We start from the raw sequence: 26,800 nt of genomic DNA, 5'->3' as shown, positions 1-26,800 counted from the left end.
GCTAGGCGGTGTAACCCAATGCAAAGGGTAAAAACAACACATATCACTTTGGAGCAGAATAATGAGTGTTTCCTTGAAGAAGTCAGGGATGCTGAAGCTGGGTTTGAGCTTGGTCGCGATGACCGTTGCTGCCAGCGTACAGGCGAAGACCCTGGTTTATTGTTCAGAAGGTTCGCCGGAAGGCTTTAACCCACAGCTCTTTACGTCTGGTACCACCTATGATGCCAGCTCCGTGCCTATCTATAACCGTCTGGTTGAATTCAAAACTGGTACCACCGAAATCGTCCCGGGCCTGGCTGAGAAGTGGGACATCAGCGCTGACGGCAAAACCTACACTTTCCACCTGCGTCAGGGCGTGAAGTGGCAGGATAATAAAGACTTTAAACCAACGCGTGATATGAACGCCGACGATATCGTCTTCTCCTTCGATCGTCAGAAGAACGCACAGAACCCGTATCACAAAGTGTCTGGCGGCAGCTATGAATACTTCGAAGGCATGGGTCTGCAAGACCTGATTAGCGAAGTGAAAAAAGTCGACGATAATACCGTCCAGTTCGTGCTGACTCGCCCAGAAGCGCCGTTCTTGGCAGACCTGGCGATGGATTTCGCGTCTATTCTGTCAAAAGAATATGCTGACAACATGCTGAAAGCCGGCACGCCGGAAAAAGTTGACCTGAACCCAATCGGTACCGGTCCATTCCAGCTGCAGCAATACCAGAAAGACTCGCGCATTCTGTACAAAGCGTTCCCGGGCTACTGGGGCACCAAGCCGCAGATCGACCGTCTGGTCTTCTCCATCACGCCTGACGCTTCCGTGCGTTATGCCAAACTGCAGAAGAACGAATGTCAGGTGATGCCGTACCCGAACCCGGCCGACATCGCGCGCATGAAAGAAGACAAGAGCATCAACCTGATGGAACAGGCTGGCCTGAACGTGGGTTATCTGTCCTTCAACACCGAGAAAAAACCATTTGATGACGTAAAAGTGCGTCAGGCTCTGACCTACGCGGTCAACAAAGAAGCGATCATCAAAGCGGTTTATCAGGGCGCTGGCGTTGCGGCTAAGAACCTGATCCCGCCAACCATGTGGGGCTATAACGACGACGTTAAAGACTACAGCTACGATCCGGAAAAAGCCAAGGCGCTGCTGAAAGAAGCAGGCCAGGATAAAGGCTTCACCGTTGAGCTGTGGGCGATGCCGGTACAGCGTCCTTACAACCCGAATGCTCGCCGTATGGCTGAGATGATTCAGGCTGACTGGGCGAAGATTGGCGTTCAGGCCAAGATCGTGACCTACGAGTGGGGCGAATACCTCAAGCGTGCGAAAGCCGGTGAACACCAGGCTGTCATGATGGGCTGGACCGGGGACAATGGGGATCCGGACAACTTCTTCGCGACCCTGTTTAGCTGTGCTGCAGCAAAAGATGGTTCCAACTACTCCCGCTGGTGCTACAAGCCGTTTGAAGACCTGATTCAGCCGGCACGTGCGACCGATGACCACAACAAGCGCGTTGAACTGTACAAACAGGCTCAGGTAGTGATGCATGATCAGGCTCCGGCGCTGATTATCGCTCACTCCACCGTGTACGAGCCGGTGCGTAAAGAAGTCAAAGGCTATGTGGTTGACCCGTTAGGTAAGCACCACTTCGACAACGTATCTATCGAATAATAAAGACGACGCCTTAACCGGCAGCGCAACGCTTCCTGCCCCCATTGGGGCGGGAAGCCGCGCCGTATCTGCGTCTCTCGTGTTTGCGAAAGGCGGCAGATTTGTGAGCAATACAGACGTCCTGTGACCAGGCGGGCCGTCATTAGAGAGAATCAGGGTTATGTTTCAGTTTGTCCTCAAACGGTTGGGTCTGGTGATCCCAACGTTTATCGGTATCACCCTCCTGACGTTTGCCTTTGTGCATATGATCCCCGGCGACCCGGTGATGATTATGGCCGGCGAACGTGGTATTTCCCCTGAGCGCCATGCCCAGCTGCTTGCTGAACTTGGTCTTGATAAGCCGATGTGGCAACAGTACCTCCACTATATCTGGGGCGTGCTGCACGGTGATCTGGGAATTTCATTAAAAAGCCGACTCCCGGTGTGGGACGAGTTCGTGCCGCGTTTTAAAGCGACGTTGGAGCTCGGTATCTGCGCCATGATTTTTGCCACCGCCGTTGGTATTCCGGTGGGCGTGCTGGCTGCGGTTAAGCGTGGCTCTATCTTCGACCATACTGCGGTTGGCCTAGCGCTGACTGGCTACTCCATGCCGATTTTCTGGTGGGGCATGATGCTGATTATGCTGGTATCGGTGCATTGGAACCTGACGCCGGTTTCTGGGCGAGTCAGTGATATGGTGTTCCTCGATGACACGAATCCGCTCACAGGCTTCATGCTGATTGATACCGCTATCTGGGGTGAAGAGGGTAACTTTATCGATGCGCTGGCGCATATGATCCTGCCCGCAATGGTGCTCGGCACTATCCCACTGGCGGTTATCGTGCGTATGACCCGTTCATCGATGCTGGAAGTGCTGGGTGAGGATTACATCCGTACCGCGCGTGCCAAAGGCTTGACCCGTATGCGCGTTATTGTTGTCCACGCGCTGCGTAACGCCATGCTGCCAGTCGTCACTGTTATTGGCCTTCAGGTCGGTACGCTGCTGGCGGGGGCCATTTTGACGGAGACCATCTTCTCTTGGCCGGGCCTGGGACGCTGGTTGATTGATGCTCTGCAACGCCGTGATTATCCGGTGGTTCAGGGCGGGGTTCTGCTGGTGGCGACGATGATTATCCTCGTCAACCTGCTGGTTGATCTGCTGTACGGCGTGGTCAACCCGCGCATCCGTCATAAGAAGTAAGGGGCCGTCATGACACAAGTTACTGAAAACAAAACGGTGTCCGCACCGGTGCCAATGACCCCTTTCCAGGAATTCTGGCACTACTTTAAACGCAATAAAGGCGCGGTGGTTGGCCTCGTGTATGTGGTCGTGGTGCTGCTTATTGCTATTTTTGCTAACTGGATTGCGCCGTATAACCCGGCAGACCAGTTCCGCGATTCGCTGTTGGCTCCACCTGCATGGCAGGAAGGTGGCTCGTGGGCACATCTGTTGGGCACCGATGATGTTGGCCGCGACGTGCTGTCGCGTCTGATGTACGGCGCGCGTCTGTCGCTGCTGGTAGGCTGCCTGGTCGTTGTGCTATCGCTGGTGATGGGCGTTGTGTTGGGGCTGGTGGCCGGTTACTTTGGCGGCCTCATTGACAACATCATCATGCGCGTCGTCGATATCATGCTGGCGCTGCCGAGCCTACTGCTTGCGTTGGTACTGGTGGCCGTTTTTGGCCCTTCTATCGGCAATGCCGCGCTGGCATTGACCTTTGTGGCCTTACCGCACTACGTCCGCTTAACGCGTGCTGCGGTGTTGGTTGAGGTCAATCGCGACTACGTTACCGCCTCTCGTGTGGCGGGCGCAGGCGCCATGCGTCAGATGTTTATCAACATCTTCCCGAACTGCCTTGCGCCGCTGATTGTTCAGGCATCGCTCGGTTTCTCCAACGCCATTCTCGATATGGCTGCCCTTGGCTTCCTGGGGATGGGCGCACAGCCGCCTACGCCGGAATGGGGCACCATGCTCGCTGACGTTCTGCAGTTTGCGCAAAGCGCCTGGTGGGTTGTGACCTTCCCAGGGTTGGCAATTCTGCTGACGGTGCTGGCATTTAACCTGATGGGTGACGGTTTGCGTGATGCGCTCGATCCCAAACTGAAGCAGTAAGGGGTTCGAGATGGCGTTATTAAATGTAGATAAATTATCGGTGCACTTCGGCGACGAAGGCACACCGTTTAAAGCCGTTGACCGCGTAAGCTACAGCGTCAATCAGGGTGAAGTGGTCGGCATCGTGGGTGAGTCCGGATCCGGCAAATCAGTCAGTTCACTGGCGATTATGGGGCTGATTGATTTTCCTGGCCGGGTGATGGCCGAAAGCATGCAATTCAACGGTCAGGATCTGAAGCGTATTTCTGAGAAGGAACGTCGTAACCTGGTGGGCGCCGAAGTGGCGATGATTTTCCAGGACCCGATGACCAGCCTTAACCCTTGCTACACGGTAGGTTTCCAGATTATGGAAGCCATCAAGGTGCATCAGGGCGGCAACAAGAAAACGCGTCGTCAGCGTGCTATCGATCTGTTAAATCAGGTCGGTATTCCTGACCCGGCATCGCGTCTTGATGTCTATCCACACCAACTTTCCGGTGGGATGAGCCAACGCGTGATGATCGCCATGGCGATAGCCTGTCGTCCAAAACTGTTGATTGCCGATGAGCCGACAACGGCGCTGGACGTGACCATCCAAGCGCAGATCATCGAGCTGCTGCTGGAGCTGCAGCAAAAAGAGAACATGGCGCTGATTTTGATAACCCACGATCTGGCGCTAGTGGCGGAAGCCGCGCACAAAATCATCGTGATGTACGCAGGCCAGGTAGTGGAGACCGGCGCAGCAAACGACATTTTCCGTGCGCCGCGTCATCCGTATACCCAAGCGCTGTTGCGTGCGCTGCCGGAGTTTGCTCAGGATAAAGCGCGTCTGGCCTCGCTGCCGGGCGTGGTGCCGGGTAAGTACGACCGTCCGAACGGCTGTCTGCTTAACCCACGCTGCCCGTATGCAACCGAGACATGCCGCAGCGTTGAGCCTGAGCTGAACCTGCTTGCCGATGGTCGCCAGTCAAAATGTCACTATCCACTCGATGATGCCGGGAGGCCCACACTATGAGTACGCACGAGGCCACCTCGCAGCAGCCGCTGCTGCAGGCAATTGACCTAAAAAAACACTACCCGGTGAAGAAGGGCATGTTTGCTCCTGAACGCTTGGTGAAGGCGCTGGACGGCGTTTCGTTTACCCTTGAACGTGGGAAAACGCTGGCGGTGGTCGGTGAGTCTGGCTGCGGGAAGTCTACCCTCGGCCGCTTGCTGACGATGATTGAAATACCCACCGGCGGTGAACTGTATTACCAAGGCCAGGATCTGCTTAAACACGATCCGCATGCGCAGAAACTGCGTCGACAGAAAATCCAGATTGTGTTCCAGAACCCGTATGGCTCTTTGAACCCACGTAAGAAAGTGGGGCAGATTCTGGAAGAACCGTTGCAGATCAACACTTCGCTTAGCAAAGAGCAGCGCCGCGAAAAGGCGCTGGCGATGATGGCAAAAGTGGGGCTGAAAACGGAGCATTATGACCGTTACCCGCATATGTTCTCGGGCGGGCAGCGTCAGCGTATTGCCATTGCTCGTGGCCTTATGCTCGATCCGGATGTGGTTATTGCTGATGAACCGGTCTCTGCGCTAGATGTTTCAGTCCGCGCACAGGTACTGAACCTGATGATGGATTTGCAGCAGGAACTGGGGCTGTCGTACGTTTTTATCTCGCACGATCTGTCGGTGGTAGAGCACATTGCGGATGAAGTGATGGTGATGTACTTAGGCCGCTGCGTGGAGAAAGGGAGCAAGGATCAGATCTTCAATAATCCTCAGCATCCTTACACCCAAGCGCTGCTCTCCGCGACTCCGCGTCTGAATCCAGACGAACGTCGCGAGCGTATTAAGCTGACCGGCGAACTGCCGAGCCCACTGAATCCGCCGCCGGGCTGTGCGTTCAATGCGCGCTGCAGTCGCCGCTTTGGGCCGTGCACCCAGCTACAGCCGCAGCTGAAAGACTATGATGGTCAGTTGGTCGCATGTTTCGCGGTTGAGCAGGATGTGAATCCAGCGAAGGCCGTGTAGTCCGGGCGCAATTCTGAAAATGGGGTGGCTACGGCGAGTTGCTGAGCTGATTGCAGTAGTATCGTCGCCAAGCCGGGTTTCCCGGTGAGGCGCAATGTTGCGGGGGCTTGATCCCCGGCGGCATCGGTTGCTGGAAAGAGAAAACCCCCGCACGTTGTTTGGTATAAACCAGCAACATAACGGGGGCTATCACTTGACCAGACATCAAGAGAATAGCCGCGAACTGTTGCTATTGCAACCAAGGCGGCTCTATGACGCTCGCAGAGCTTGGCGTGCTTTTCTGGCACGATCTGGCGGCTCCGATTGCGGTGGGGATTATCACCAGCGCAATTATGAGCTGGTGGCGTAACCGGAAATAACGCCCGCTTGAGGGCGTCTGTCCGCCGCAGTGGCAGCATGCGCCCGAACCAGGCCGCAGAGGTTAAACTCTGCGGCCTTTTTCGTGGTTATTGCGGATACGGTACCCAGGCACCGCCGTTCAGACGAACGTAAGGTTTACCTTGGTACTGCATGACGACGGTGTTGGAGTTTTCCGACACCGCAGCGGTCTGTGGCAGATTGCCGGTGAAGGCTGACCAGTCGACGGAATCTTCGGTGAAGATTTTCCCATCTACTGCACGGGCCACCAGTTCGGAAATGGCGAGGTAGCTGCTTGGCTGATTGATATCAATCGCCGCGCCTTGGTGCGGAGCCTTCATCCCGAAGAACTTAACGGCTGCCGGAACGCGCGTGATAGATGGGCTTGGGATATCACGCAGACCAGAGACCTGCATCTTATCGCCCTGCAGCGCCGCGCCGTGTTCAGGTACGACGATAACCATCACTTTACGGCCCGACTTCTCAAGCTCAGTAAAGAAGGCATCCAGCTCATCGAACAGCTTCTGCGCACGCGTTTTATAGTCTGCAGTTTTGCTTTGCCCTTGATAGTGGTTGCCATCATGCAGAGGCAAAATGTTATAGAAGGTGGCCGAACTGCCAGCAGCGGCCACTTCCTGCGATTGTAGCCAGCGGTTGAGAACGGCCAGATCGTCATAAACCGGTGAACCATCGAAAGAGAGAAGGTTAACTGGCAGTTTGCTCTGATCCATCAGTGGGCTCTGCATGCCGCCGTTTTCACGCACTTCTTTCAGGAAGTCCCCGAACACGCCGTTATGGTCGAGCATCAGATGCTGCGTAAAGCCCAGTTTCGACAGATTATCGAACAGATAGCATTGGTTACCCGCCGGTTGATACAGATTGGTATGCGACGGTTGTCCACAGCTCGCGCGCAGTAAACGGATTGCCGCCGGGCCGCTATAGGAGGTCGCGGAGTTAAAGTCGCTAAAACGAATGTCAAAGTGTGACCACAGCGGATGCTGGAGTAAACCCGCGGCTTCAACGTCGGAGCTCGCTAGCGAGCAGATGTTGATGATCAGCAGGTCGAATGGCTGAGCGTCGGCCGGTAGCTGAGCGGGGAAGGCGGTGACGCGTTTGCTTTCGGACGCGTAGAAGTTGGTCAACCAAGTATTGAGGTTATCCGATGTTGGCGCTGCGGTTTGCGCAGGAATATCGCCGCTTGCCGCAATGCTGCCTGATGACGCTTCGGCAGGGCTTGCACTGGTCGCCGCAGCGGGAGCACTGGTCGCCTGACCGGTAGGCCACAGGCTGAAGGATGGGCCGACCAGCGTGGTCAGATTAATCCACACCATCGCGATAACAACGAACACGGTAATGCGGATCCACTGATTTAAAAACATCCACGCCACAACCAGCACGAAGAAAACGCCAACCATCTGCCAGTTAATGAAGCGTGTCACCAGATCCCACATATAGTCGGCGCTAAACCCGGCAATTTGTGAACCTTGGCTCATGATGCTCTCAGGCCCTGGCAGCCATGTGTCATGCCAGAACAGCGCGAAGCCCAACGGCAGCGCTATCCACTGCCGCCAACGGTGCAGTCGGCTATTGGGCAGCGGGAACAACAAGAACGCCATAAAAACAAGGTTTAGCAGCGGGTGGAAATTGAGATATCCCGCCCACAGCAGCCCAAATTTAACGAGGAAATAGAGGTTCCAGCCTGACAGCCCCCGCCAATAATGCCAAAGCGAGGAAGGTGTAGCGGCGGCGTTTTGCGTCGATTTAGTCATCTTTTGATTTTGCCCTGACGGCTTGATCGCGGCGGAGTACGCCTGCGGGTTTAACATATCGTGGTTTGAGGAACATCAGGCGGAGCGCGTTTTTAATGCGTCGCTGATGATGGCGCGCCAGATAACCTAGCGGGAAAAAAATCAGCGCACAAAGTACAACCAGCTGAATAATATCGTTTATTGACATCATGACGGCGTCCCTTCGGTATCAGCAGACAGGCGGTGAGGCTCAGGGTAGCGCCGCCAGCTGTTATCTTCGTAGGTCGCATTGATCACATTTGTCGGTTTTGGCGCGATTTCCAACGGCTTAGTCCATTTCTCAGGCTTGACGTCGCGCATTGTTACCAACTCCGCCGAGATTTGCTTATCTTCAAACCAAATGGTGCGGTTGGAGAAGATGTCTCCGGTTGGTAGCGGGAAAATATGGTTTAGCGCTCGGTCGAGATCGTTCACTCGGCAGAAGGGCAGGAACAGGACCAGACGCCTGTCAGCAATGGATGCAATATCGCCCATTCGGTGCGGTCGGCATAGCGTGAGCGCCTGCTCAACGCGCAGTCCCGGCGCAGGACGCAGCGCAACCAACACGCCTTTGCTGTCGGCGGGCAGCAGGGTGTTGTTGATAACCTTCTGCACTGCGTCGCAAAAGACATCCCACTTCTGATAGCCTTTTAACTTTAGCGGCTCGGTATTCGCCAGCAGGGTCGTTAAATCTTCCGGCACGTGACGGTTGAACTGCTGTGTCTGTACGCTTTCAATCAGAGTGAGACTGCGAGAGAGCGGTGCGCTCGCGGAGATAACCAGGTTGGCGCCGCAGCTTAACAGCAATCGCTCATCGGTGGCGCGCAGGCTGGGTGTGGCTTCGCGAACGATGATTTTTAATGCGCTGCCGCGCTGGCGGCGTAGCGTATGGGTAAAGCGCGCGAGCTGCTCTACTTGGCTATTTTGATTGAGCGAGAATATAACCGTGGCGGCCTGTGCCGTACGTGCGGCATTAAAGACAGCGTCATTGGTGTCAAATAAGGACCAATGTTCTGACAGCGCCGGAGCACCTTCAAGAATATCGAGATTACTGAGCACTTGCTTTTCATCGCTACGCGGTTGGATGTTGGCAACTTCGTCTTGCCTTAACTGCCAACCGTTTTCGTTTTGCTGAATAAATAGCTGCTGGCGCGCGCTAACGCCTTTTTCATTGGCCCAGTAAGATATATCCAGGAGTTGACTATCACCCTGGTAACGTAAACTTGCGAGACCGGAAAGGGAACGGTATTCACTGAGTAAAAGTGATGTTTGTGCGTCGGCGTTGTTTCCAGGACTGAGAACTAAAAGGGTACACCGATAGTATTTTGCCCATTTTTCGGATTTACTCACCCAATTGAGCAATTTTTCAGCAGGGATATTTTCCCAAGCATTGTGGGAACATAAAAGCACAATGAGATAATGGGTTGGCTCAAGGGTGCAGAGTAAATCGCGGCGCATGAAGTATAGACTGTCTTGACTATCCTGCATGGTAAAAAGCGATATTTTTTTTGGCCCCTTTCCATCCCCTAATGTTATGAGACTATTAGGGTTTTCTCCCATACTGACCACGGCAACTTTCGCCTCGTCCGTCTGCGCGGAAAGCGTCTGATTTAGCAGGCTAACGGCATCTTCGTGGCGATCGGTATTCATCCACCATACGCCGCCCGCGGGCATATGGCTGACTTCATCCCAAAGCGATTCAATACCAATAGAAAATATGGGGTTCATCGTGTCCCTCTTATCGACGATAATCCTGCAGCTAAGTTTACTAGTGTAAACGTTAGAATAAACCTAATATTGAAATTAAATAGCATCAGATTTAGCATGTATAGTCTAATTAAGTCGAGTTAGGTCGGGCGTTAAGTGAGTAACTCCCTCAAAACCTGCATAACTATGTGGACTAAATGCGTAGATACTAAGGCATACTTTCGCAGTGAGAAGTATGACGAGTATAAACTAATTCCTTAGAAAGGTTGCGCATCGTTCGTAGCAGCGAATTCGGACTTTGATTCCAGAGGGAACAACAAAATGCCAGAGAATGAACCTGTGACATCAGTAGATTCGCAACTTGGCTACACTTTCCAAAATGACTTTCTTGCACTGAGCCGGGCTTTCTCTCTACCTAATATAGATTACACTGATATTTCCCAGCGTGAAAAATTAGCGGCTGCGTTTAAACGTTGGCCGCTGCTGGCAGAGTTTGCAGAACAAAAAGCCAAACAAAAATAAGGAAGCCATAATGGCTATTCTGGGATTACAGGGCTTGCGTGGTGGCGTGGGGACGACCTCCATCACGGCGGCATTAGCGTGGTCTTTGCAGCTGCTCGGGGAATCGGTGTTAGTTATTGATGCCAGCCCTGACAACATGCTGCGTCTGTCGTTTAATGACGATATCGCTCGTGAAAGCGGCTGGGCGCGTGCCGCGCTGGACGGCAAGGACTGGCGCGATGCTGGCTTGCGTTATACCTCTCAAATTGACGTTCTCCCTTTTGGCAAATTGCAGGCTGGCGAGCAGCAAAACATTGCGACGCTGAGCGATAAATTGATGGCAGCTTCTGCCATTGCCAGAGAAGTGGAACGTGAAGGGAAATACCAGTGGGTCCTGCTCGATCTCCCTCATGGCTTTTATTCTTGGACGCCGTCACTTATTGAGGCCTGCCATTTCACCTTGACGGTGGTTGAGCCGGATGCCAACTGTCATATCCGTCTGCATCAGCAGCCGCTGCCTGCCAACACCCATATTCTGCTTAACGGCCTGAGCATGAGCAGCCCGTTGCAAGAAGATATCTATCAGGTTTGGCTGCAAACGCAGCGTCGCCTCCTTCCTGTGGTTATCCACCGTGATGAAGCGATGGCGGAAAGCTTGGCGAGTAAACAGCCTCTGGGCGAATATCGTCACGACTCGCTGGCGGCTGAAGAGCTAATCACTCTCGCTAGCTGGTGTCTGATGCACTACGCCGGGCATCATGCTGCGGCGGAGCGCGAAGCATGATTCGCCTCGGCAGTTTGATTTTTGTCCCGCCGGTGTACGCGCGTATGCGTGCGCGCTACGTGGACTATCGTCGTCACGGAGCTTCTTGGCTTGCGGCGACGCTGTCATGCCTGTGGGTTGGGCTGGCATGGATTTTTTTACCCCTAGAAAACACGCGCTGGCAGTCGTTGTATGCGCGTCGTGACGAGCTTTTTCCGCACATTGATTTTTCCCGTCCGCGTCCGCTAGACCCGCTGCGCTATGCCTTGCAGGTCGTATGGCTGATGGCCACTAAGCCGCCGGAGCAGCGCAGGGAGATACAATGGCGTCCGCTTTCCGGAATTGATCGTCTGCGCGAACGCTATAACCGCTGGGCGGATGAACTGCCTGAGCGCATGAACACCAAAACCGGCCATAACGATCACAAAAAGGAATTGGCGCACCTTAGCCCACGGGTTCGCCGCCTGATCCTCGGCGTAACGGTGGCCTTCTCGCTCATTCTGGCGTTGGTCTGTATCACTCAGCCGTTCAACCCGCTCTCGCAGTTTGTGTTCCTGATGCTGCTCTGGGGCGTGGCCTTGTTGATACGACGCATTCCTGGGCGTTTTTCTGCGCTGATGCTGATTGTTCTGTCGCTGACGGTGTCCTGCCGCTACATCTGGTGGCGATACACCTCAACGCTAAACTGGAACGATCCGGTCAGTCTGGTCTGCGGCCTGATTTTACTGTTTGCTGAAACCTACGCATGGATAGTCCTCGTGCTGGGCTACTTCCAGGTGGCTTGGCCGCTAAACCGCCATCCGGTGCCGCTGCCAAAGGATATGGAAAAATGGCCGACGGTCGATATCTTTGTTCCGACCTATAACGAAGATCTCAACGTGGTGAAAAATACCGTCTACGCCTCGTTGGGTATCGACTGGCCGAAAGACAAAGTGGTTATCTGGATCCTCGATGACGGCGGTCGCGAAGAGTTCCGGCAGTTTGCAAAAGACGTCGGCGTGGAATACATCGCGCGTACCACCCACGAACACGCCAAAGCCGGGAACATTAACAACGCGCTTAAGTATGCCAAGGGCGAGTTTGTGTCGATTTTCGACTGCGACCACGTACCGACTCGCTCCTTCCTGCAGATGACCATGGGCTGGTTCCTGAAAGATAAGAAGCTGGCGATGATGCAGACGCCGCACCACTTCTTCTCGCCCGATCCGTTCGAACGCAACCTCGGGCGTTTTCGTAAAACGCCAAATGAAGGCACGCTGTTCTACGGTCTGGTGCAGGATGGCAATGACATGTGGGACGCGACTTTCTTCTGTGGTTCCTGCGCGGTTATTCGTCGTGAACCGCTGGATAGAATCGGCGGCATTGCCGTTGAAACCGTGACCGAAGATGCCCACACCTCGCTGCGACTGCACCGTTTAGGCTACACCTCCGCCTATATGCGTTTACCGCAGGCGGCGGGGCTTGCTACGGAAAGTTTGTCGGCGCACATCGGCCAGCGTATTCGCTGGGCGCGCGGGATGGTGCAAATATTCCGTCTGGATAACCCGCTGCTCGGTAAGGGGCTAAAGCTGCCGCAGCGACTGTGTTATCTCAACGCCATGTTCCACTTCTTATCCGGCATTCCGCGGCTTATCTTCCTCACCGCACCGCTGGCCTTCTTGTTGCTGCATGCCTACATCATCTACGCGCCAGCGCTGATGATTGCTTTGTTTGTTTTGCCGCACATGATCCACGCCAGCCTGACCAACTCAAAAATACAGGGCAAGTATCGCCACTCTTTCTGGAGTGAAATTTACGAAACCGTGCTGGCTTGGTACATCGCGCCGCCGACGATGGTGGCGCTGTTTGCACCCCATAAAGGGACCTTTAACGTCACCGCGAAAGGTGGTTTGGTGAAAGAAGAGTATGTCGATTGGGTTATCTCCCGTCCGTACATTTACCTCGTACTGCTGAACCTGGTCGGCGTGGCGTTTGGTATCTGGCGATACATGTACGGCCCGCAGGACGAAGTCTTGACGGTATGTGTCAGCCTGCTGTGGGTATTTTACAACCTGGTGATTCTCGGCGGTGCAGTGGCGGTATCGGTGGAAAGCAAACAGGTGCGACGTTCGCACCGCGTTGAAATCAAAATGCCGGGCGCTATTGCTCGTGAAGACGGCCACCTTTTCTCCTGTACGGTACATGACTTCTCTGATGGCGGTGTAGGCGTTCGTATTAACGGCGACGCGCAGGTGCTAGAAGAGCAGAAAGTGAATCTACTGCTTAAACGCGGTCAGCAAGAATATGTTTTCCCGACGCAGGTTGTGCGCGTACTGGGAAGTGAAGTGGGGCTAAAACTGCTGCCGATGAGCACGCGTCAGCATATCGATTTTGTACAGTGTACGTTTGCGCGCGCAGATACGTGGGCGCTTTGGCAAGACAGCTTCCCGGAAGATAAGCCGTTGGAAAGTCTGATGGATATTCTGAAGCTAGGATTCCGTGGTTATCGTCACTTGGCCGAGTTTGCGCCGCCGGTGACAAAAGAAATTTTCCGGTCGCTCACCTTGCTGGTGGCGTGGGTGGCCTCGTTCGTACCGCGCCGCCCTGAGCGTGAAGCGGTCATCGAGCATCCGCTATCGGCTATGGCTCAACAATAATGATGATTACACGATGAAAAGAAACCTTTCCTGGATTTGTGCAGTAGCGGTGGGAGTGGGCAGTTTACTGCCCCTCACGACGTATTCAGAACCGACGACAGAGGTGTCAGTGGTGCCGTCTGTTCAGGAGGACGCAACGGCGCCTGCCGCCACCGCGACGCCGGTGGTGGTGGAAGAAGCGCCAAGCCGCAACGTAAAGCTTTCATTTGCTGAGATTGCGCCACCGCCTGGCAGCATGGTGCTCCGTGGCGCCAACCCGAACGGTAGCATTGAATTCGGTATGCGCAGCGATGAAGTCGTGTCGAAAGCGATGCTGAATTTGACCTACACGCCGTCGCCGTCTTTGCTGCCGGTCACGTCCCAACTGAAGGTGTATCTTAACGATGAGTTAATGGGCGTACTGCCGGTTACCAAAGAGCAGCTAGGTCAAAAGGTGACCACGCAGATTGCCATCGACCCGTTGTACATCACCGACTTTAACCGGGTGCGTTTGGAGTTTATTGGCCACTACCGCGACGTTTGTGAAAACCCGGCTAACACCACGGTTTGGCTGGATGTCGGCCGTAACAGCTCGTTGGATTTATCCTATCAATCGCTGAAAGTGCGTAACGATCTCTCGCACTTCCCAATTCCGTTCTTTGACGCGCGCGATAACCGTACGCTGAACCTGCCGATGGTGTTTGCCGCATCTCCAGATCTGCAACAGCAGCAGGCGGCGGGGATTATCGCCTCGTGGTTTGGTGCGAAAGCCGGTTGGCGTGGGCAGACCTTCCCGGTTCACTACAATTCACTGCCGGACAGCAATGCCATTGTTTTTGCCACCAACGATAAACGCCCGGACTTCCTGCGCGAACATCCAGCGGTAAAAGCGCCGACTATCGAAATGATCGACCATCCGAGCGACCCGTACAAGAAGCTGCTGGTGGTGTTTGGTCGTGATGATAAAGATCTGCTGCAGGCCGCACAGGGCATTTCGTCGGGCAATATTCTGTTCCGTGGCGATAGCGTGACGGTAACCGATGTGAAGCCGTTGCTGGCTCGCGTGCCGTACGATGCGCCAAACTGGGTACGTACTGACCGTCCGGTCACCTTTGGCGAGTTGAAAACCTATGAACAGCAGCTTCAGTCTACCGGGCTTGAGCCTGCGTCGATAAATCTCTCGCTGAACCTGCCGCCGGATCTCTACCTGATGCGTAGCACCGGTATCGATATGGATCTGAAATATCGCTACACCATGCCGCCGGTGAAAGATAGCTCGCGTATGGATATCAGCCTTAATAATCAGTTCCTGCAGTCCTTTAGCCTCAACAGCACGCAGGACGTCAACAAGCTGATGCTGCGTCTGCCGATTCTGCAGGGTCTGTTAGACGGGAAAAATGATGTCAGCATTCCAGCCCTGCGTCTTGGGGCAACGAACCAGCTGCGCTTCGACTTCCAGTATGTGAATCCGATGCCGGGCGGGTCGGCGGATAGCTGCGTCACCTTCCAACCGGTGCAGAACCATGTGGTGATTGGCGAAGATTCCACTATCGATTTCTCGAACTACTATCACTTCCTGCCGATGCCGGATTTGCGCACCTTCGCGAATGCGGGCTTCCCGTTCACCCGCATGGCTGACCTCTCCGATACGGTTATCGTGATGCCGAAAACGCCATCCGAAGCGCAGATTGGCACGATGCTGAATGCGGTAGGCGTGATTGGCGGTCAAACCGGTCTTGCTGGGTCAAAAATGACGATCGTTGACGACGGGAGTCAGATCCAAAGCAAAGATGCCGATCTGCTGCTGATTGGTTCGATCCCGGACAAACTCAAGGACGATAAGCATATCGACCTGTTAGTGAATGCTACACAGAGCTGGGTCAAAACACCGGTGCGTCACAGCGATCTGCCGAGCATCTATATGAGCGAGGATGACCGTCAGGCCAGCGTGCAAACCGGGATAACCTCCTCGGGTCCGATGGCAGCGGTCGTTGGTTTTGAATCGCCGTATCACCCACAGCGTAGCGTGGTTGCGCTGCTGGCCGACGGTTCAAGCGGTTATGACCTGCTGAATAATGCCTTGAACGACAGCGGTAAACGCGCAGCCATGTTTGGCTCGGTATCGGTTATCCGTGAGTCCGGTGTGAACAGCCTGCGCGTAGGCGATGTCTACTATGTGGGTCATCTGCCGTGGTTTGAACGCTTGTGGTATGCGCTCTCTAACCACCCTGTATTGCTGGCTATCTTCGCGGCGATAAGCATTATTCTGCTGGCTTGGGTACTGTGGCGCCTGCTGCGTATTATCAGCCGTCGCCGTCTGGATCCGGAAGACGAGTAAGTCGTGATGAAAATGCTACGCTGGATTGTCGTGTTGTGCGCGCTTGGCGGCCAAGTTCAGGCCGCCTGTAGCTGGCCTGCCTGGGAGCAGTTCAAACAGGATTTCGTCAGCGCTGAAGGGCGCGTTATCGACCCCAGCGATTCACGCAAAATAACGACCTCGGAAGGGCAAAGCTATGCGTTGTTCTTTGCTCTAGCGGCGAACGACAAAAAAACGTTCGCCACGCTGCTTGGCTGGACACAGAACAACCTTGCAGAAGGTTCTCTAAGCGAACATCTCCCGGCTTGGCTATGGGGTAAAAAGAGTGACACCGAGTGGACGGTGCTGGATAGCAACTCGGCTTCTGACTCCGATGTCTGGATAGCTTGGACGCTGCTGGAAGCCGGTCGGCTGTGGGAAAATGCGGACTACAGCGCCACCGGCAAAGCGCTGCTCGCAAAGATTGCCGCAGAGGAGGTGGTGAAGGTTCCGGGCTTAGGCCTGATGCTGCTGCCGGGACGCGTTGGCTTTGCCGAAGAGACGCGCTGGCGCTTCAACCCTAGCTACTTGCCGCCGCAGGTTGCGCAATATTTTAGCCGCTTTGGCACGCCATGGACGACGCTGCGCGAGACCAATCTGAAGATGTTGATGGAGACCGCGCCAAAAGGGTTCTCCCCTGATTGGGTGAGCTTTGATAAAGCCCACGGATGGCAGCTCAAGAGTCCTGATATTATCGGCAGCTACGATGCGATTCGCGTCTACCTGTGGATCGGTATGATGCACGACGCAGACCCGCAAAAGGCGCGCTTGCTCAAACGCTTTAATGCGATGGCGGCGCAGACCGCCAAGCATGGACTTCCCCCGGAAAAAGTGGCCATTGCCTCCGGGAAAATAACCGGCGATGGTCCGGTTGGCTTTTCAGCTTCATTACTTCCATTCCTACAAAATCGTGACGCCCAGGCCGCTCAGCGCCAGCGCGTTGCTGACAGTTTTCCCGGCGCGGATGCGTATTACAGTTATGTTCTGACCCTCTTTGGGCAGGGCTGGGATCAACACCGTTTTCGCTTCAGCGCCCGCGGCGAATTACTACCTGACTGGGGCCAGGAATGCGCAAGTTCACACTAAGTTTAATCACACTCTCTATTGGCCTGACGCTGGTGCAGCCAGGCTATGCGGACACCTCGGCGGAAGAGCAGTTGCTCACCCAAGTGCGCCTTGGCGAGGCCAGCAAACGGGATGATTTGGTGCAGCAATCGCTGTATCGACTGGAATTGATTAACCCCAACAATCCAAAAGTGATGGCCGCTCGGCTGCGCTATTTGCTGCGCCAGGGCGATACTGCCGGGGCGCAACAACAGCTAGAAAAGCTGGCAAAGGTCGCACCGAATTCAACGGAATATAACGCCTCGCGCATTGAACTTGGCCTCAATACCGATGCCGGACGCCAGGAACTACAACAAGCCCGTTTACAGGCGACGACCGGTCACGTACCGGAAGCCCTAGCGGCTTACGAAAAAGCGTTTAATGGCCCGCCGCCGGACGGCGACTATGCGATTGAATACTGGAGCACGGTAGCGAAAATCCCTGCCCGTCGCGATGAAGCGCTCAAACACCTGCAATCATTAAATGCGCAGAGTCCCGGTAACCTCAGCCTGCAAACGACCCTAGCAAACATGCTGCTGGTGGCCAATCGTCGTGATGAGGCATTTTCCGTGCTGGAGCAGATGGCGAAATCATCGAGCGGTCGCGGCACGGCCAGTGACATCTGGTTCAACGCCATTAAAGACCAGCCGGTTAGCCCATCTAGCGTCGCAGCCTTGCAGCGTTTCTTGCTGAACTTCAGCAGTGGCGAATCCGCAGACAGCGCACGCGCGATGTTGGCCGAACAGCAAAAGCAGATGGCCGATCCGGTGCTGCGTGAGAAGGCGGTGGAGCAGGAAAAAATCGCCCAGGCGGAAGATAATACGCCGCAGACTTGGCAGCTGTACTGGCCGCTTATCCGTAAAGGCGACGCGGCGCTGAAGGCGAATAACCTAGCGCAGGCGCAAGGTTTCTATCAGCAGGCGCGTAAACTCGATGCTACCGACAGCTATGCGGTTCTTGGGCTGGGCGACGTTGCGATGGCGCGCAAAGACAGCGCCGGTGCCGAACGTTACTACCAGCAGGCATTGCGCTTGGACCGCAGCAATAGCAGTGCAATTCGCGGCCTAGCCAATATCTACCGCGCGCAGTCTCCCGAGCGCGCCACTGAATTTATCAGCGGTCTTTCTGCCAGCCAGCGACGCAGTATCGACGATATCGAGCGTAGCCTGACCAACGACCGTCTGTCACAGCAGGCCGAAGCGTTGGAAAATCAGGGGCGCTGGGCACAGGCCGCAGAAATACAGCGCCGCCGCTTGGCGCTTTCGCCAGATGATGTCTGGATAACCTATCGACTTTCGCGTGATTTGGTAAGCGCCGGACAGCGCGGTGAAGCCGACAGTCTGATGCTGAATTTGGCGCGAAAAAAACCGGCCGATGCCGAGCAGGTCTATGCCTACGGGCTGTACATGTCCGGCAATGGGCAGGATCAGGCGGCGCTGACGCATCTGGCCGCGTTGCCGACGTCACAGTGGACCGATAACATCCGCGAATTGGATACGCGTCTGCGCAGCGACCAGATTATTGCTCAGGCTAACCGCCTACGTGACGGTGGCCAGGAAACGCAGGCAATTGCGTTATTAAAGCAGCAGCCGGAATCCACGCGTATTCACTCGACGCTGGCCGACTGGGCGCAGCAGCGAGGCGATACCGCCACGGCGCTGGCGGAATACCAGGCCGTGCTGGCGAAAGATCCGCAGGATGACGATGCGCATCTGGGGCTGGCGGAAGTGTATGCTGCCGACGGTAATAAACTGGCGGCGCGCCAGCAACTGGCGGAATTGCCGGCCGAGGGCGAACGTTCGCTCAATACGCAACGGCGCATTGCGCTGGTCAGCGCACAGCTTGGTGACACAGCAACGGCGCAGAAGATGATGACCGCGCTGGTGCCGCAGGCCAAAGCGCTGCCGCCGTCAATGGAAAGCGCCATGGTGCTGCGTGATGCCGCACGTTATCAGGCTCAGGGCGGCAACCCGCAGTCGGCGCTGGACACCTATAAAGATGCGATGGTGGCCGCAGAGGTCTCACCGACGCGTCCGCAGGACAACGATACCTTTACGCGCTTGACCCGTAATGATGAGAAAGACGACTGGTTGAAACGCGGCGTGCGCAGTGATGCTGCCGATCTCTATCGTCAGCAGGATCTCAACGTCACGCTGCAGCATGAATACTGGGGCTCCAACGGTACCGGGGGCTACTCGGATCTGAAAGCGCACACCACCATGTTCCAAGTGGATGCGCCGTTATATGACGGACGAATGTTCTTCCGTTCGGATCTGGTCAATATGAATGCCGGTAGCTTCTCTGCCGACAAAAATGATGCCTATAAAGAGCAGTGGGGCACCTGCGATTTATACACCTGCTACGGCTCGAAAAACCAATCTGGGAACGGCGCCAGCGTCGCTGTCGGTTGGCAAAATGATACTTGGAGCGCGGACATTGGCACCACGCCGATGGGCTTTGAAGTCGTCGATGTGGTGGGTGGTCTGAGCTACAGCAACGATATCGGTCCGTTCGGCTACACGTTGAACGCGCACCGTCGTCCTATTTCCAGCTCACTGTTAGCGTTTGGCGGGCAGAAAGACAACGCCAGCGGTGACCATCCGGGCACCACCTGGGGCGGCGTGCGTGCGGATGGCGGTGGAATCAGCCTGAGTTACGATAAAGGCGAGGCCAACGGCGTGTGGGCGTCGCTTGGCGCCGACCAGCTTACCGGTAGAAATGTCGATGACAACTGGCGCGTACGCTGGATGACCGGCTATTACTACAAGGTGATAAACGAGAATAATCGCCGGGTAACGGTGGGGCTAAACAATATGATTTGGCACTACCAAAAAGACCTGAGCGGCTACACGTTGGGCCAGGGCGGTTACTATAGTCCTCAGGAGTACGTGTCATTTGCGGTGCCGGTCAACTGGCGTCAGCGTACTGAAAATTGGTCGTGGGAGCTGGGTGGTTCCGTCTCGTGGTCGCATTCGCGCAACCGTACCGAACAGCGCTACCCGTTGATGAACTTAATTCCATCGCAGTGGAAGCAAGACGCCAGTGACGATACTAACAGTGGCGGGAGCAGCCAAGGCTTTGGCTATACCGCGCGGGCGATTGTGGAACGCCGAGTGACGTCCAACTGGTTTGTCGGGGCGGGCGTTGATATCCAGCAGGCCAAAGACTACACCCCAAGCCATGCGCTGCTGTATGTGCGCTACTCTGCCGCAGGCTGGCAGGGCGATCTCGATATCCCGCCGCGGCCGCTGACTCCGTACGCAGATTGGTAATTTAGAAGGCACCGTTATAGGTATTCGTCTTATATAACCCGGCATCGTGCCGGGTTATAATCTTAACTTCAGAGTCTGTTTTGACTTTACTACCAGCCTCGTTATTCTCATTGCCTGTGCAATACGTTCGTTTCAGTGGAGAGCTCTTTTGCGCGTCAGCCGTTCACTTACTATAAAACAGATGGCGATGGTAGCTGTTGTTACCATGTTGTTTTTATTTGTTTTTTGCTTCATTTTACTGTTCCACTTCGTACAGCAGGATCGCTATAACACCGCCGCGCAACTCGAAAGTATTGCGCGCTCTGTGCGCCAGCCGCTGTCAGCGGCCATTCTCAAAGCCGATATTCCCGAAGCTGAGTCTATCCTCGAACGAATTCAGCCTGCGGGAATTGTCAGTCGTGCGGACGTTGTGCTGCCAAATCAATTTCAAGCTCTGCGCATGAGCTTTATTCCGGAACGCCCTGTTCCGGTGAATATCACCCGTATTTTTGAGCTACCGGTACAAATATCGCTGCCCCTCTATTCCTTAGAACGCCCGGCAAACCCGCAGCCGTTGGCCTACTTAGTGCTGCAGGCAGACTCTTATCGCATGTATAAGTTTGTGATGAGTGCGCTAGCAACGATAGTGACCGCTTACTTTCTTTTGGTGCTGATTCTTACCGTGGCGCTGACCTGGTGCATCAACCGGCTGATTGTCAGGCCGCTGCGCCAGATTGCCTATGAGATTCACGATCTGCCGGGTGCGGACCGCATTGGGCACCAGCTAACGCTGCCACGCCTGCATCATGATGATGAGATTGGCACGCTGGTGCGCAGCTATAACCGTAACCAACAGGCATTATTACGCCAATACGACGAACTTAGCAGCCAATCGACCCGTTTTCCGGTGTCTGAACTGCCTAATAAGGCGTTCCTGCTTGGGTTACTTGAGCAGAGCATGGCGGGTAAAACACCGGTCTCCTTACTGACTATCGCCTGTGAAACCCTCCAGGATACCGCTGGCGTGCTAAAAGAAGAGCAGCGCGAGATATTACTGCTGACGCTGGCGGAGAAAGTGAAGCAGGTGATTTCGCCGCGCATGGTGCTGGCGCAGGTCAGCGGCTATGATTTCGCGATTCTGGCCTACGGCATCAAGGAGCCGTGGCATGCGATTACTCTAGGTCAGCAAGTACTCACTATTATTAATGAGCGACTACCGCTGCAGGGCATTCAGTTACGGCCTAGCGCGAGCATCGGTATTGCCATGTACAGCGAAGGGCTGACGGCGGAACAGTTCTATCGTCGCTCACTTTCCGCGGCCTTTACCGCGCGGCGCAAAGGCAAAAATCAGATTGAATTCTTCGATCCCGATCAAATGGTGAAGGCGCAAAAACGCCTGACCGAGGAGAGCGATATTCTGACGGCGTTAGATACCCAGCAGTTCACTATCTGGCTGCAGCCGCAGGTTGATACGTTGACGGGGAAAGTCTGTAGCGCTGAAGTGCTGCTACGGCAGCGCCAGCTTGATGGCAGTTGGGCATTGCCCAACGATCTTATCGATAATATAGAATCTTGCGGCTTGATGGTGACCGTGGGTCACTGGGTGCTGGAAGAGGCCTGTCGGCAGCTGGCGGTATGGCAGTCACATGGCATTATGATGCCGCTGTCGGTGAATATTTCCGCGCTACAGTTGCTACATCACGATATGGTTTCAGACATGCTGGCGCTGCTTAACCGCTACCATATTGCGCCGGATACGCTGGTGCTGGAAGTCACCGAGAGTCGCCGTATTGACGATCCGAAAGCCGCCGTGGCGATTCTGCGTCCGTTACGCAGCGCCGGGGTGCGTATTGCGCTGGATGATTTCGGTATGGGCTACGCCGGTTTGCGCCAGCTGCAACATATGAAGTCGGTGCCGGTCGATATCCTGAAAATCGACAAAATCTTTATTGATACGCTGCCGGAAGATGACAGCATGGTGGCGGCGATTATCCAGCTTGGGCGCGGGCTCAATCTGAAGATGGTCGCTGAGGGTGTTGAAAATAAAGAACAATATGAGTGGCTCAAGGCGGAGAAGGTGGATGTCCTACAGGGCTTCTTGTTTGCCCGGGCGGTGCCGGCAGAGATCTTCGAACTGGACTATTTAGGTCGAAATAAATCACTGCTGCCGGAGGATAATTAGTCCTGATTGTGCGTGTCAGCTCAAGGTTTTAACAATTAAGTATCAAATCCACGTACAAATATTTCGATTATGTTTCTTGGATGTTATTTTGTGCCCACAGGTGAAAATAATCCCTACTTTTCCTGTGGCTATAGCTTAAGGACATCCTATGAAAACCTCTTTCTTTAAAAGCCTCTATTTCCAAGTACTGACGGCGATAGTGGTCGGTGTATTAATCGGCCACTATTACCCGGAACTGGGCGCGCAAATGAAACCGCTCGGCGATGCCTTCGTCAAACTGATTAAAATGATTATCGCCCCGGTTATCTTCTGTACAGTCGTGACCGGGATCGCCGGCATGGAAAGCATGAAAGCGGTAGGCCGAACCGGTGCCGTCGCGTTGCTGTACTTTGAAGTGGTTAGCACCATCGCGCTGTTGATTGGCTTGGTGATTGTGAACGTTGTTCAGCCGGGCGCTGGCATGAACGTTGATCCGGCAACGCTGGACGCCAAAGCGGTCGCTATCTACGCCGAGCAGGCAAAAGACCAAGGGATTGTCGCCTTCTTGATGGATATTATCCCGTCGAGCGTTATCGGCGCCTTTGCCAGCGGCAACATCCTGCAGGTGCTGCTGTTTGCGGTGATGTTCGGCTTTGCGTTGCATCGTCTAGGCAATAAAGGCCAGCTTATCTTCAACGTCATTGAAAGCTTCTCGCAGGTCATTTTCGGCATTATCAATATGATCATGCGCCTAGCACCGATTGGGGCGTTCGGGGCGATGGCCTTCACCATTGGCAAATACGGCGTGGGCACCCTCGTACAGTTGGGGCAGCTCATTATTTGCTTCTACATCACCTGTATTCTGTTCGTGGTGGTGGTGCTGGGTTCGATTGCCCGAGCGACCGGCTTTAGCATTTTCAAATTTATCCGCTACATCAAAGAAGAACTGCTGATCGTACTGGGGACGTCTTCTTCCGAGTCTGCGCTGCCACGTATGCTCGATAAGATGGAAAAGCTGGGCTGTCGTAAATCCGTGGTGGGGCTGGTTATTCCAACCGGCTATTCATTTAACCTCGACGGGACATCCATCTACCTGACAATGGCGGCGGTGTTTATCGCTCAGGCGACCAATAGTCATATGGATATCTTCCATCAGATAACCCTGTTGGTGGTGCTGCTGCTTTCTTCTAAAGGGGCGGCGGGGGTTACTGGAAGTGGATTCATTGTGCTGGCGGCGACCATTTCTGCGGTCGGTCATTTACCGGTAGCGGGCCTGGCGCTGATTCTGGGGATTGACCGGTTTATGTCTGAAGCCCGTGCGCTGACTAACCTGATTGGTAATGGGGTCGCCACCATCGTGGTTGCGAAACGCGTGAAACAATTAGATGCAAAACAGTTAGATGATGTGCTCAATAACCGTCCGACCGTGAACAAATCGCACGAATTATCCTCTTAATCCTACCTCTTCAGCCCGTACTCCCTTGATGGAGTGCGGGCTCCTGCGCATAATTAGGCGGCGTTATTTGTTAGCCGTGATAGCCTACAACTATCGTATATTTTATTTTGCTTAGCCATGTGACGTTTTTACGATAGCGTGGTCTAACTGACGTATTTACTTCAAGATTTTAGGCTGTCGTCCGAGGACGGCTGTCTTTATACCCTTCATGGCGCGCAGGCCTACCTACGGCTCTGCGGACTTTGCTAGGAAGGGAGTCACCAGGAATGTTCATCAGGGGTTCACATGCAGGGCACAACAATTCGACTTTTAGCCGGTGGTTTGCTGATGATGGCAGCGGCCAGCTGTGTGCAGGCAGAAACGCTCCAGCCGGACCCGGCCTGGCAACAAGGCACGCTGCCAAACGGCTTTCAGTGGCAGGTTCTTGCCACACCGCAGCGCCCGAGTGACCGTGTAGAGATCCGGCTCTCGATTGATATTGGTTCGCTGAACGAAAGCGCTCAGCAAACCGGCTATAGCCACCTCATTCCGCGTATCGCTTTGACTCAAAGCGGCAGCATGCCTGCAGCGCAGGTGCGTTCGATGTGGCAACAGGGTATTGACCCAAAACGACCGCTGCCACCGGCGATTGTCTCTTATGATTACACCCGCTTTAATTTGAGCATGCCGAACAACCGCAACGACCTGCAAAAAGAGGCGTTGACCTGGCTTGCTAACTCGCTGGGCAAACCGGACATTACGTCGGAGACTATCAGCTACGCCCTGAGCGTACAGGATATGGTCGCGACCTGGCCGCAGGATACCAAAGAAGGCTGGTGGCGCTATCGCCTGAAAGGCTCAACCATGCTGGGACACGATCCCGCCGAGCCGCTGAAGCTTCCGGTTGACGCCAAGCAGCTGACCGAGTTTTATCACAAGTGGTACACCCCAGACGCCATGACGCTTATCGTGGTAGGGAACGTTGATAGCCGCGCGACAATCGAGCAAATTGGCAAGATCTTTGGTGAGCTGAAAGGCAAGCGTGAAACGCCAGCCGCGGTGCCAACCCTTTCACCGCTGCGCCCTGAAGCAGTAAGCATCATGACTCACGCGGTCCAGCAGGATCGTTTATCTATCATGTGGGACGATGCGTGGCAGCCAATCCGCGAGTCGGCAGCACTGCTGCGATACTGGCGCGCCGATCTGGCACGTGAGGCGTTGTTCTGGCACGTTCAGCAGAAGCTGAGTCGTACCAATATGAAAGATATCGGCTTAGGCTTTGACTGCCGTGTGCTCTATCTGCGCGCCCAGTGCGGCATTAATCTGGATTCGCCGGGTGACAAGATGGAAGGCAATCTGGGGCTCGTAGCGCGTGAACTGGCCGCCGTACGTGATAATGGTCTGCCGGAAGATGAGTTTAATGCGCTGGTTGCGCAGAAAAAACTCGAGCTGCAAAAGCTGTTTGCGACTTATGCCCGCATGGATACCGACGTACTGATTAATCAGCGGATTCGTTCGCTGCAAAATCAGGTGGTGGACATTGCCCCTGAGCAATATCAGAAGCTGCGCCAGAGTTTCCTTGATTCGCTGTCGCTGGATATGATTAACCAAGATCTACGCCAGCAGCTGTCGCAGGATATGGCGCTGATTCTGCAACAGCCTACTGGCGAGCCGGAGTTCAATATGAAGGACTTGCAGGATACCTGGAGCAAAATCATGCAGGCCACCAAGCCGGAAGCGGCTGCGGTTGTGGACGATAGCCATCAGGATGTGACGGATATTCCGCCGGCGCAGTAAGTGACGGTGATTGCCCCTCACCCTAACCCTCTCCCCAAAGGGGAGAGGGGACTGATTGTGCGGCATTCGGCGCTTGTTTTCTCCCTCGCCCCTCTGGGGAGAGGGCCGGGGTGAGTGGAATACCCCACTCCAGACGAAAAAAAACCTCTGCCGAACCGGAAGAGGTTTTTTTATGCCCGGCGTTTTACGCAGGCATTGCGTCACGCGGAATAATCGCTCCGCGGTGCTGAATCACGGTGCTCGCCGTCAGGTGACCGCGTTTTGCCGCCGCCTGCGCGTCGCCGCCGGTCAGACGAACCGACAGATAACCGGCGCTGAAGGAGTCACCCGCTGCGGTGGTGTCCACCACTTTCTCTTTAGGCAATTTCACCGCGGCAACGTCAACCAGCGCTTCACCGGCTACAGACACCAAGCAAGAGTCGGCGCCGCGTTTCACGACGACTTCGTTCACGCCAGCGGCGTGGGTGCGAGCGATAACCTCGTCCACCGGTTTTTCGCCCCACAGCGCGTCTTCGTCATCAAGCGTCAGGAAGGCGATATCGGTGCATTCCAACATCTGCTGGTAAACTTTCTGCGTCTCTTCTTTGCTGGTCCACAGGCGCGGGCGGTAGTTGTTGTCGAAGATGACTTTGCCGCCATTGGCGCGGCACTGCTTCAGCAACGACAGCAGCTTTTCACGGCTTGCTGGGCTTAAAATCGCCAAGCTAATCCCGCTCAGGTAGAGGTAGTCAAAACCGGCCAACTGCTCGCAGATAGCGGCAGATTGCTCGCTCTCCAGCCAGAATTTAGCGGCGGCTTCATTACGCCAGTAGTAGAACGTACGCTCGCCGGTATCATCGGTTTCGATGTAATACAGGCCCGGCATACGGTCGCTCATACGTTGAATCAGGTCAGTGTTCACGTTCTCTGCCTGCCAGGCGTCCATCATTTGCTGGCTGAAAGTGTCGGTGCCTAACGCGGTGACGTAATTGACGCTGAGTTCTGCAGATGAGACCTGGCGAGCGATATAGACAGACGTGTTTAAGGTGTCGCCGCCGAAGCCGCGGTTAACTTGTGCGCCCTTCTCGGACAGTTCAATCATGCATTCGCCAATCACGGCAATTTTTTTAGACATAGTCATCAACCTGAATCGGGAAATTTTTCGTAGTGTGCGCTGAGGCAAATTGCTGGTCAACTATATTAAAACATCGTTCCATTATTTTTT

General features: G+C 54.7%; 19 protein-coding genes. 15 read left to right on the top strand and 4 right to left on the bottom strand.

Going from position 1 to position 26,800, the window contains the following annotated elements:
• The first annotated feature begins 61 nt into the window (after window positions 1-61).
• The 6 genes from dppA to AB4K05_RS12615 all read left to right on the top strand — a co-directional run bounded on the left by dppA (window position 62) and on the right by AB4K05_RS12615 (window position 6,121).
• Window positions 62-1,669 (top strand): dipeptide ABC transporter periplasmic-binding protein DppA, encoded by a 1,608-nt coding sequence (dppA, locus tag AB4K05_RS12640; protein WP_368480318.1) that lies wholly within the window; start codon window positions 62-64, stop codon window positions 1,667-1,669.
• Between the two features lie 160 nt (window positions 1,670-1,829).
• Window positions 1,830-2,849, top strand: a complete 1,020-nt coding sequence (gene dppB, locus AB4K05_RS12635; RefSeq protein WP_368480317.1) for a dipeptide ABC transporter permease DppB — start codon at window positions 1,830-1,832, stop codon at window positions 2,847-2,849.
• A 9-nt stretch (window positions 2,850-2,858) separates the two neighbouring features.
• Window positions 2,859-3,761 (top strand): dipeptide ABC transporter permease DppC, encoded by a 903-nt coding sequence (gene dppC / locus AB4K05_RS12630; RefSeq protein WP_368480316.1) that lies wholly within the window; start codon window positions 2,859-2,861, stop codon window positions 3,759-3,761.
• A 10-nt stretch (window positions 3,762-3,771) separates the two neighbouring features.
• The gene (dppD, locus tag AB4K05_RS12625) at window positions 3,772-4,755 is read left to right on the top strand and encodes a dipeptide ABC transporter ATP-binding protein (protein WP_368480315.1); all 984 of its coding nucleotides are present in this window, start codon (window positions 3,772-3,774) and stop codon (window positions 4,753-4,755) included.
• Entirely contained in the window at window positions 4,752-5,762 is a 1,011-nt protein-coding gene (gene dppF / locus AB4K05_RS12620) for a dipeptide ABC transporter ATP-binding subunit DppF (protein ID WP_368480314.1), read from the top strand. Before dppD ends, dppF begins: the two co-directional genes overlap by 4 nt.
• Before the next feature lie 251 nt (window positions 5,763-6,013).
• The gene (locus AB4K05_RS12615) at window positions 6,014-6,121 is read left to right on the top strand and encodes a type I toxin-antitoxin system toxin Ldr family protein (RefSeq protein WP_368480313.1); all 108 of its coding nucleotides are present in this window, start codon (window positions 6,014-6,016) and stop codon (window positions 6,119-6,121) included.
• A gap of 87 nt (window positions 6,122-6,208) precedes the next feature.
• On the opposite strand, the gene bcsG is transcribed toward AB4K05_RS12615, so the two are convergent.
• Genes bcsG through bcsE form a run of 3 tightly spaced genes read right to left on the bottom strand, consistent with a single transcriptional unit; the run spans window position 6,209 to window position 9,634 of the window.
• Entirely contained in the window at window positions 6,209-7,888 is a 1,680-nt protein-coding gene (gene bcsG / locus AB4K05_RS12610) for a cellulose biosynthesis protein BcsG (RefSeq protein WP_368480312.1), read from the bottom strand.
• A complete protein-coding gene (gene bcsF, locus AB4K05_RS12605; RefSeq protein ID WP_368480311.1) occupies window positions 7,881-8,078 on the bottom strand; it encodes a cellulose biosynthesis protein BcsF in 198 nt (65 codons plus the stop codon). The genes bcsG and bcsF overlap by 8 nt, the downstream gene beginning before the upstream one ends.
• Complete coding sequence (gene bcsE, locus AB4K05_RS12600) at window positions 8,075-9,634, bottom strand: cellulose biosynthesis protein BcsE (protein ID WP_368480310.1); 1,560 nt, start codon at window positions 9,632-9,634, stop codon at window positions 8,075-8,077. The genes bcsF and bcsE overlap by 4 nt, the downstream gene beginning before the upstream one ends.
• Before the next feature lie 300 nt (window positions 9,635-9,934).
• On the opposite strand from bcsE, the gene bcsR reads away from it, so the two are divergent.
• The 9 genes from bcsR to AB4K05_RS12555 all read left to right on the top strand — a co-directional run bounded on the left by bcsR (window position 9,935) and on the right by AB4K05_RS12555 (window position 25,596).
• Complete coding sequence (gene bcsR, locus AB4K05_RS12595) at window positions 9,935-10,135, top strand: cellulose biosynthesis protein BcsR (RefSeq protein WP_368480309.1); 201 nt, start codon at window positions 9,935-9,937, stop codon at window positions 10,133-10,135.
• Window positions 10,136-10,145: 10 nt separating this feature from the next.
• On the top strand, window positions 10,146-10,898 hold the full coding sequence (bcsQ, locus tag AB4K05_RS12590; protein WP_368480308.1) for a cellulose biosynthesis protein BcsQ: 753 nt from the start codon (window positions 10,146-10,148) through the stop codon (window positions 10,896-10,898).
• Complete coding sequence (gene bcsA / locus AB4K05_RS12585; RefSeq protein ID WP_368480307.1) at window positions 10,895-13,513, top strand: UDP-forming cellulose synthase catalytic subunit; 2,619 nt, start codon at window positions 10,895-10,897, stop codon at window positions 13,511-13,513. Before bcsQ ends, bcsA begins: the two co-directional genes overlap by 4 nt.
• A gap of 13 nt (window positions 13,514-13,526) precedes the next feature.
• A complete protein-coding gene (gene bcsB, locus AB4K05_RS12580; protein ID WP_368480306.1) occupies window positions 13,527-15,830 on the top strand; it encodes a cellulose biosynthesis cyclic di-GMP-binding regulatory protein BcsB in 2,304 nt (767 codons plus the stop codon).
• Between the two features lie 6 nt (window positions 15,831-15,836).
• Window positions 15,837-16,934: a cellulose synthase complex periplasmic endoglucanase BcsZ gene (gene bcsZ, locus AB4K05_RS12575; RefSeq protein WP_368480562.1), complete on the top strand. Its 1,098-nt coding sequence runs from the start codon at window positions 15,837-15,839 to the stop codon at window positions 16,932-16,934.
• Entirely contained in the window at window positions 16,916-20,224 is a 3,309-nt protein-coding gene (gene bcsC, locus AB4K05_RS12570; RefSeq protein WP_368480305.1) for a cellulose synthase complex outer membrane protein BcsC, read from the top strand. Before bcsZ ends, bcsC begins: the two co-directional genes overlap by 19 nt.
• Before the next feature lie 148 nt (window positions 20,225-20,372).
• Window positions 20,373-22,385 (top strand): biofilm formation regulator HmsP, encoded by a 2,013-nt coding sequence (gene hmsP, locus AB4K05_RS12565; RefSeq protein ID WP_368480304.1) that lies wholly within the window; start codon window positions 20,373-20,375, stop codon window positions 22,383-22,385.
• Window positions 22,386-22,533: 148 nt separating this feature from the next.
• Window positions 22,534-23,820, top strand: coding sequence for a dicarboxylate/amino acid:cation symporter (locus tag AB4K05_RS12560; RefSeq protein WP_368480303.1), 1,287 nt, complete (start codon window positions 22,534-22,536; stop codon window positions 23,818-23,820).
• Window positions 23,821-24,105: 285 nt separating this feature from the next.
• Window positions 24,106-25,596: a M16 family metallopeptidase gene (locus AB4K05_RS12555; protein ID WP_368480302.1), complete on the top strand. Its 1,491-nt coding sequence runs from the start codon at window positions 24,106-24,108 to the stop codon at window positions 25,594-25,596.
• Between the two features lie 184 nt (window positions 25,597-25,780).
• On the opposite strand, the gene AB4K05_RS12550 is transcribed toward AB4K05_RS12555, so the two are convergent.
• Entirely contained in the window at window positions 25,781-26,710 is a 930-nt protein-coding gene (locus AB4K05_RS12550; protein WP_368480301.1) for a sugar kinase, read from the bottom strand.
• Window positions 26,711-26,800 lie beyond the last annotated feature (90 nt).

The sequence above is a fragment of the Kluyvera sp. STS39-E genome, from assembly GCF_040932435.1.
Taxonomy (GTDB): domain Bacteria; phylum Pseudomonadota; class Gammaproteobacteria; order Enterobacterales; family Enterobacteriaceae; genus Kluyvera.
Note: the sequence above shows the minus strand (reverse complement) of the source record. Positions and strands in the feature narration are given on the sequence as shown.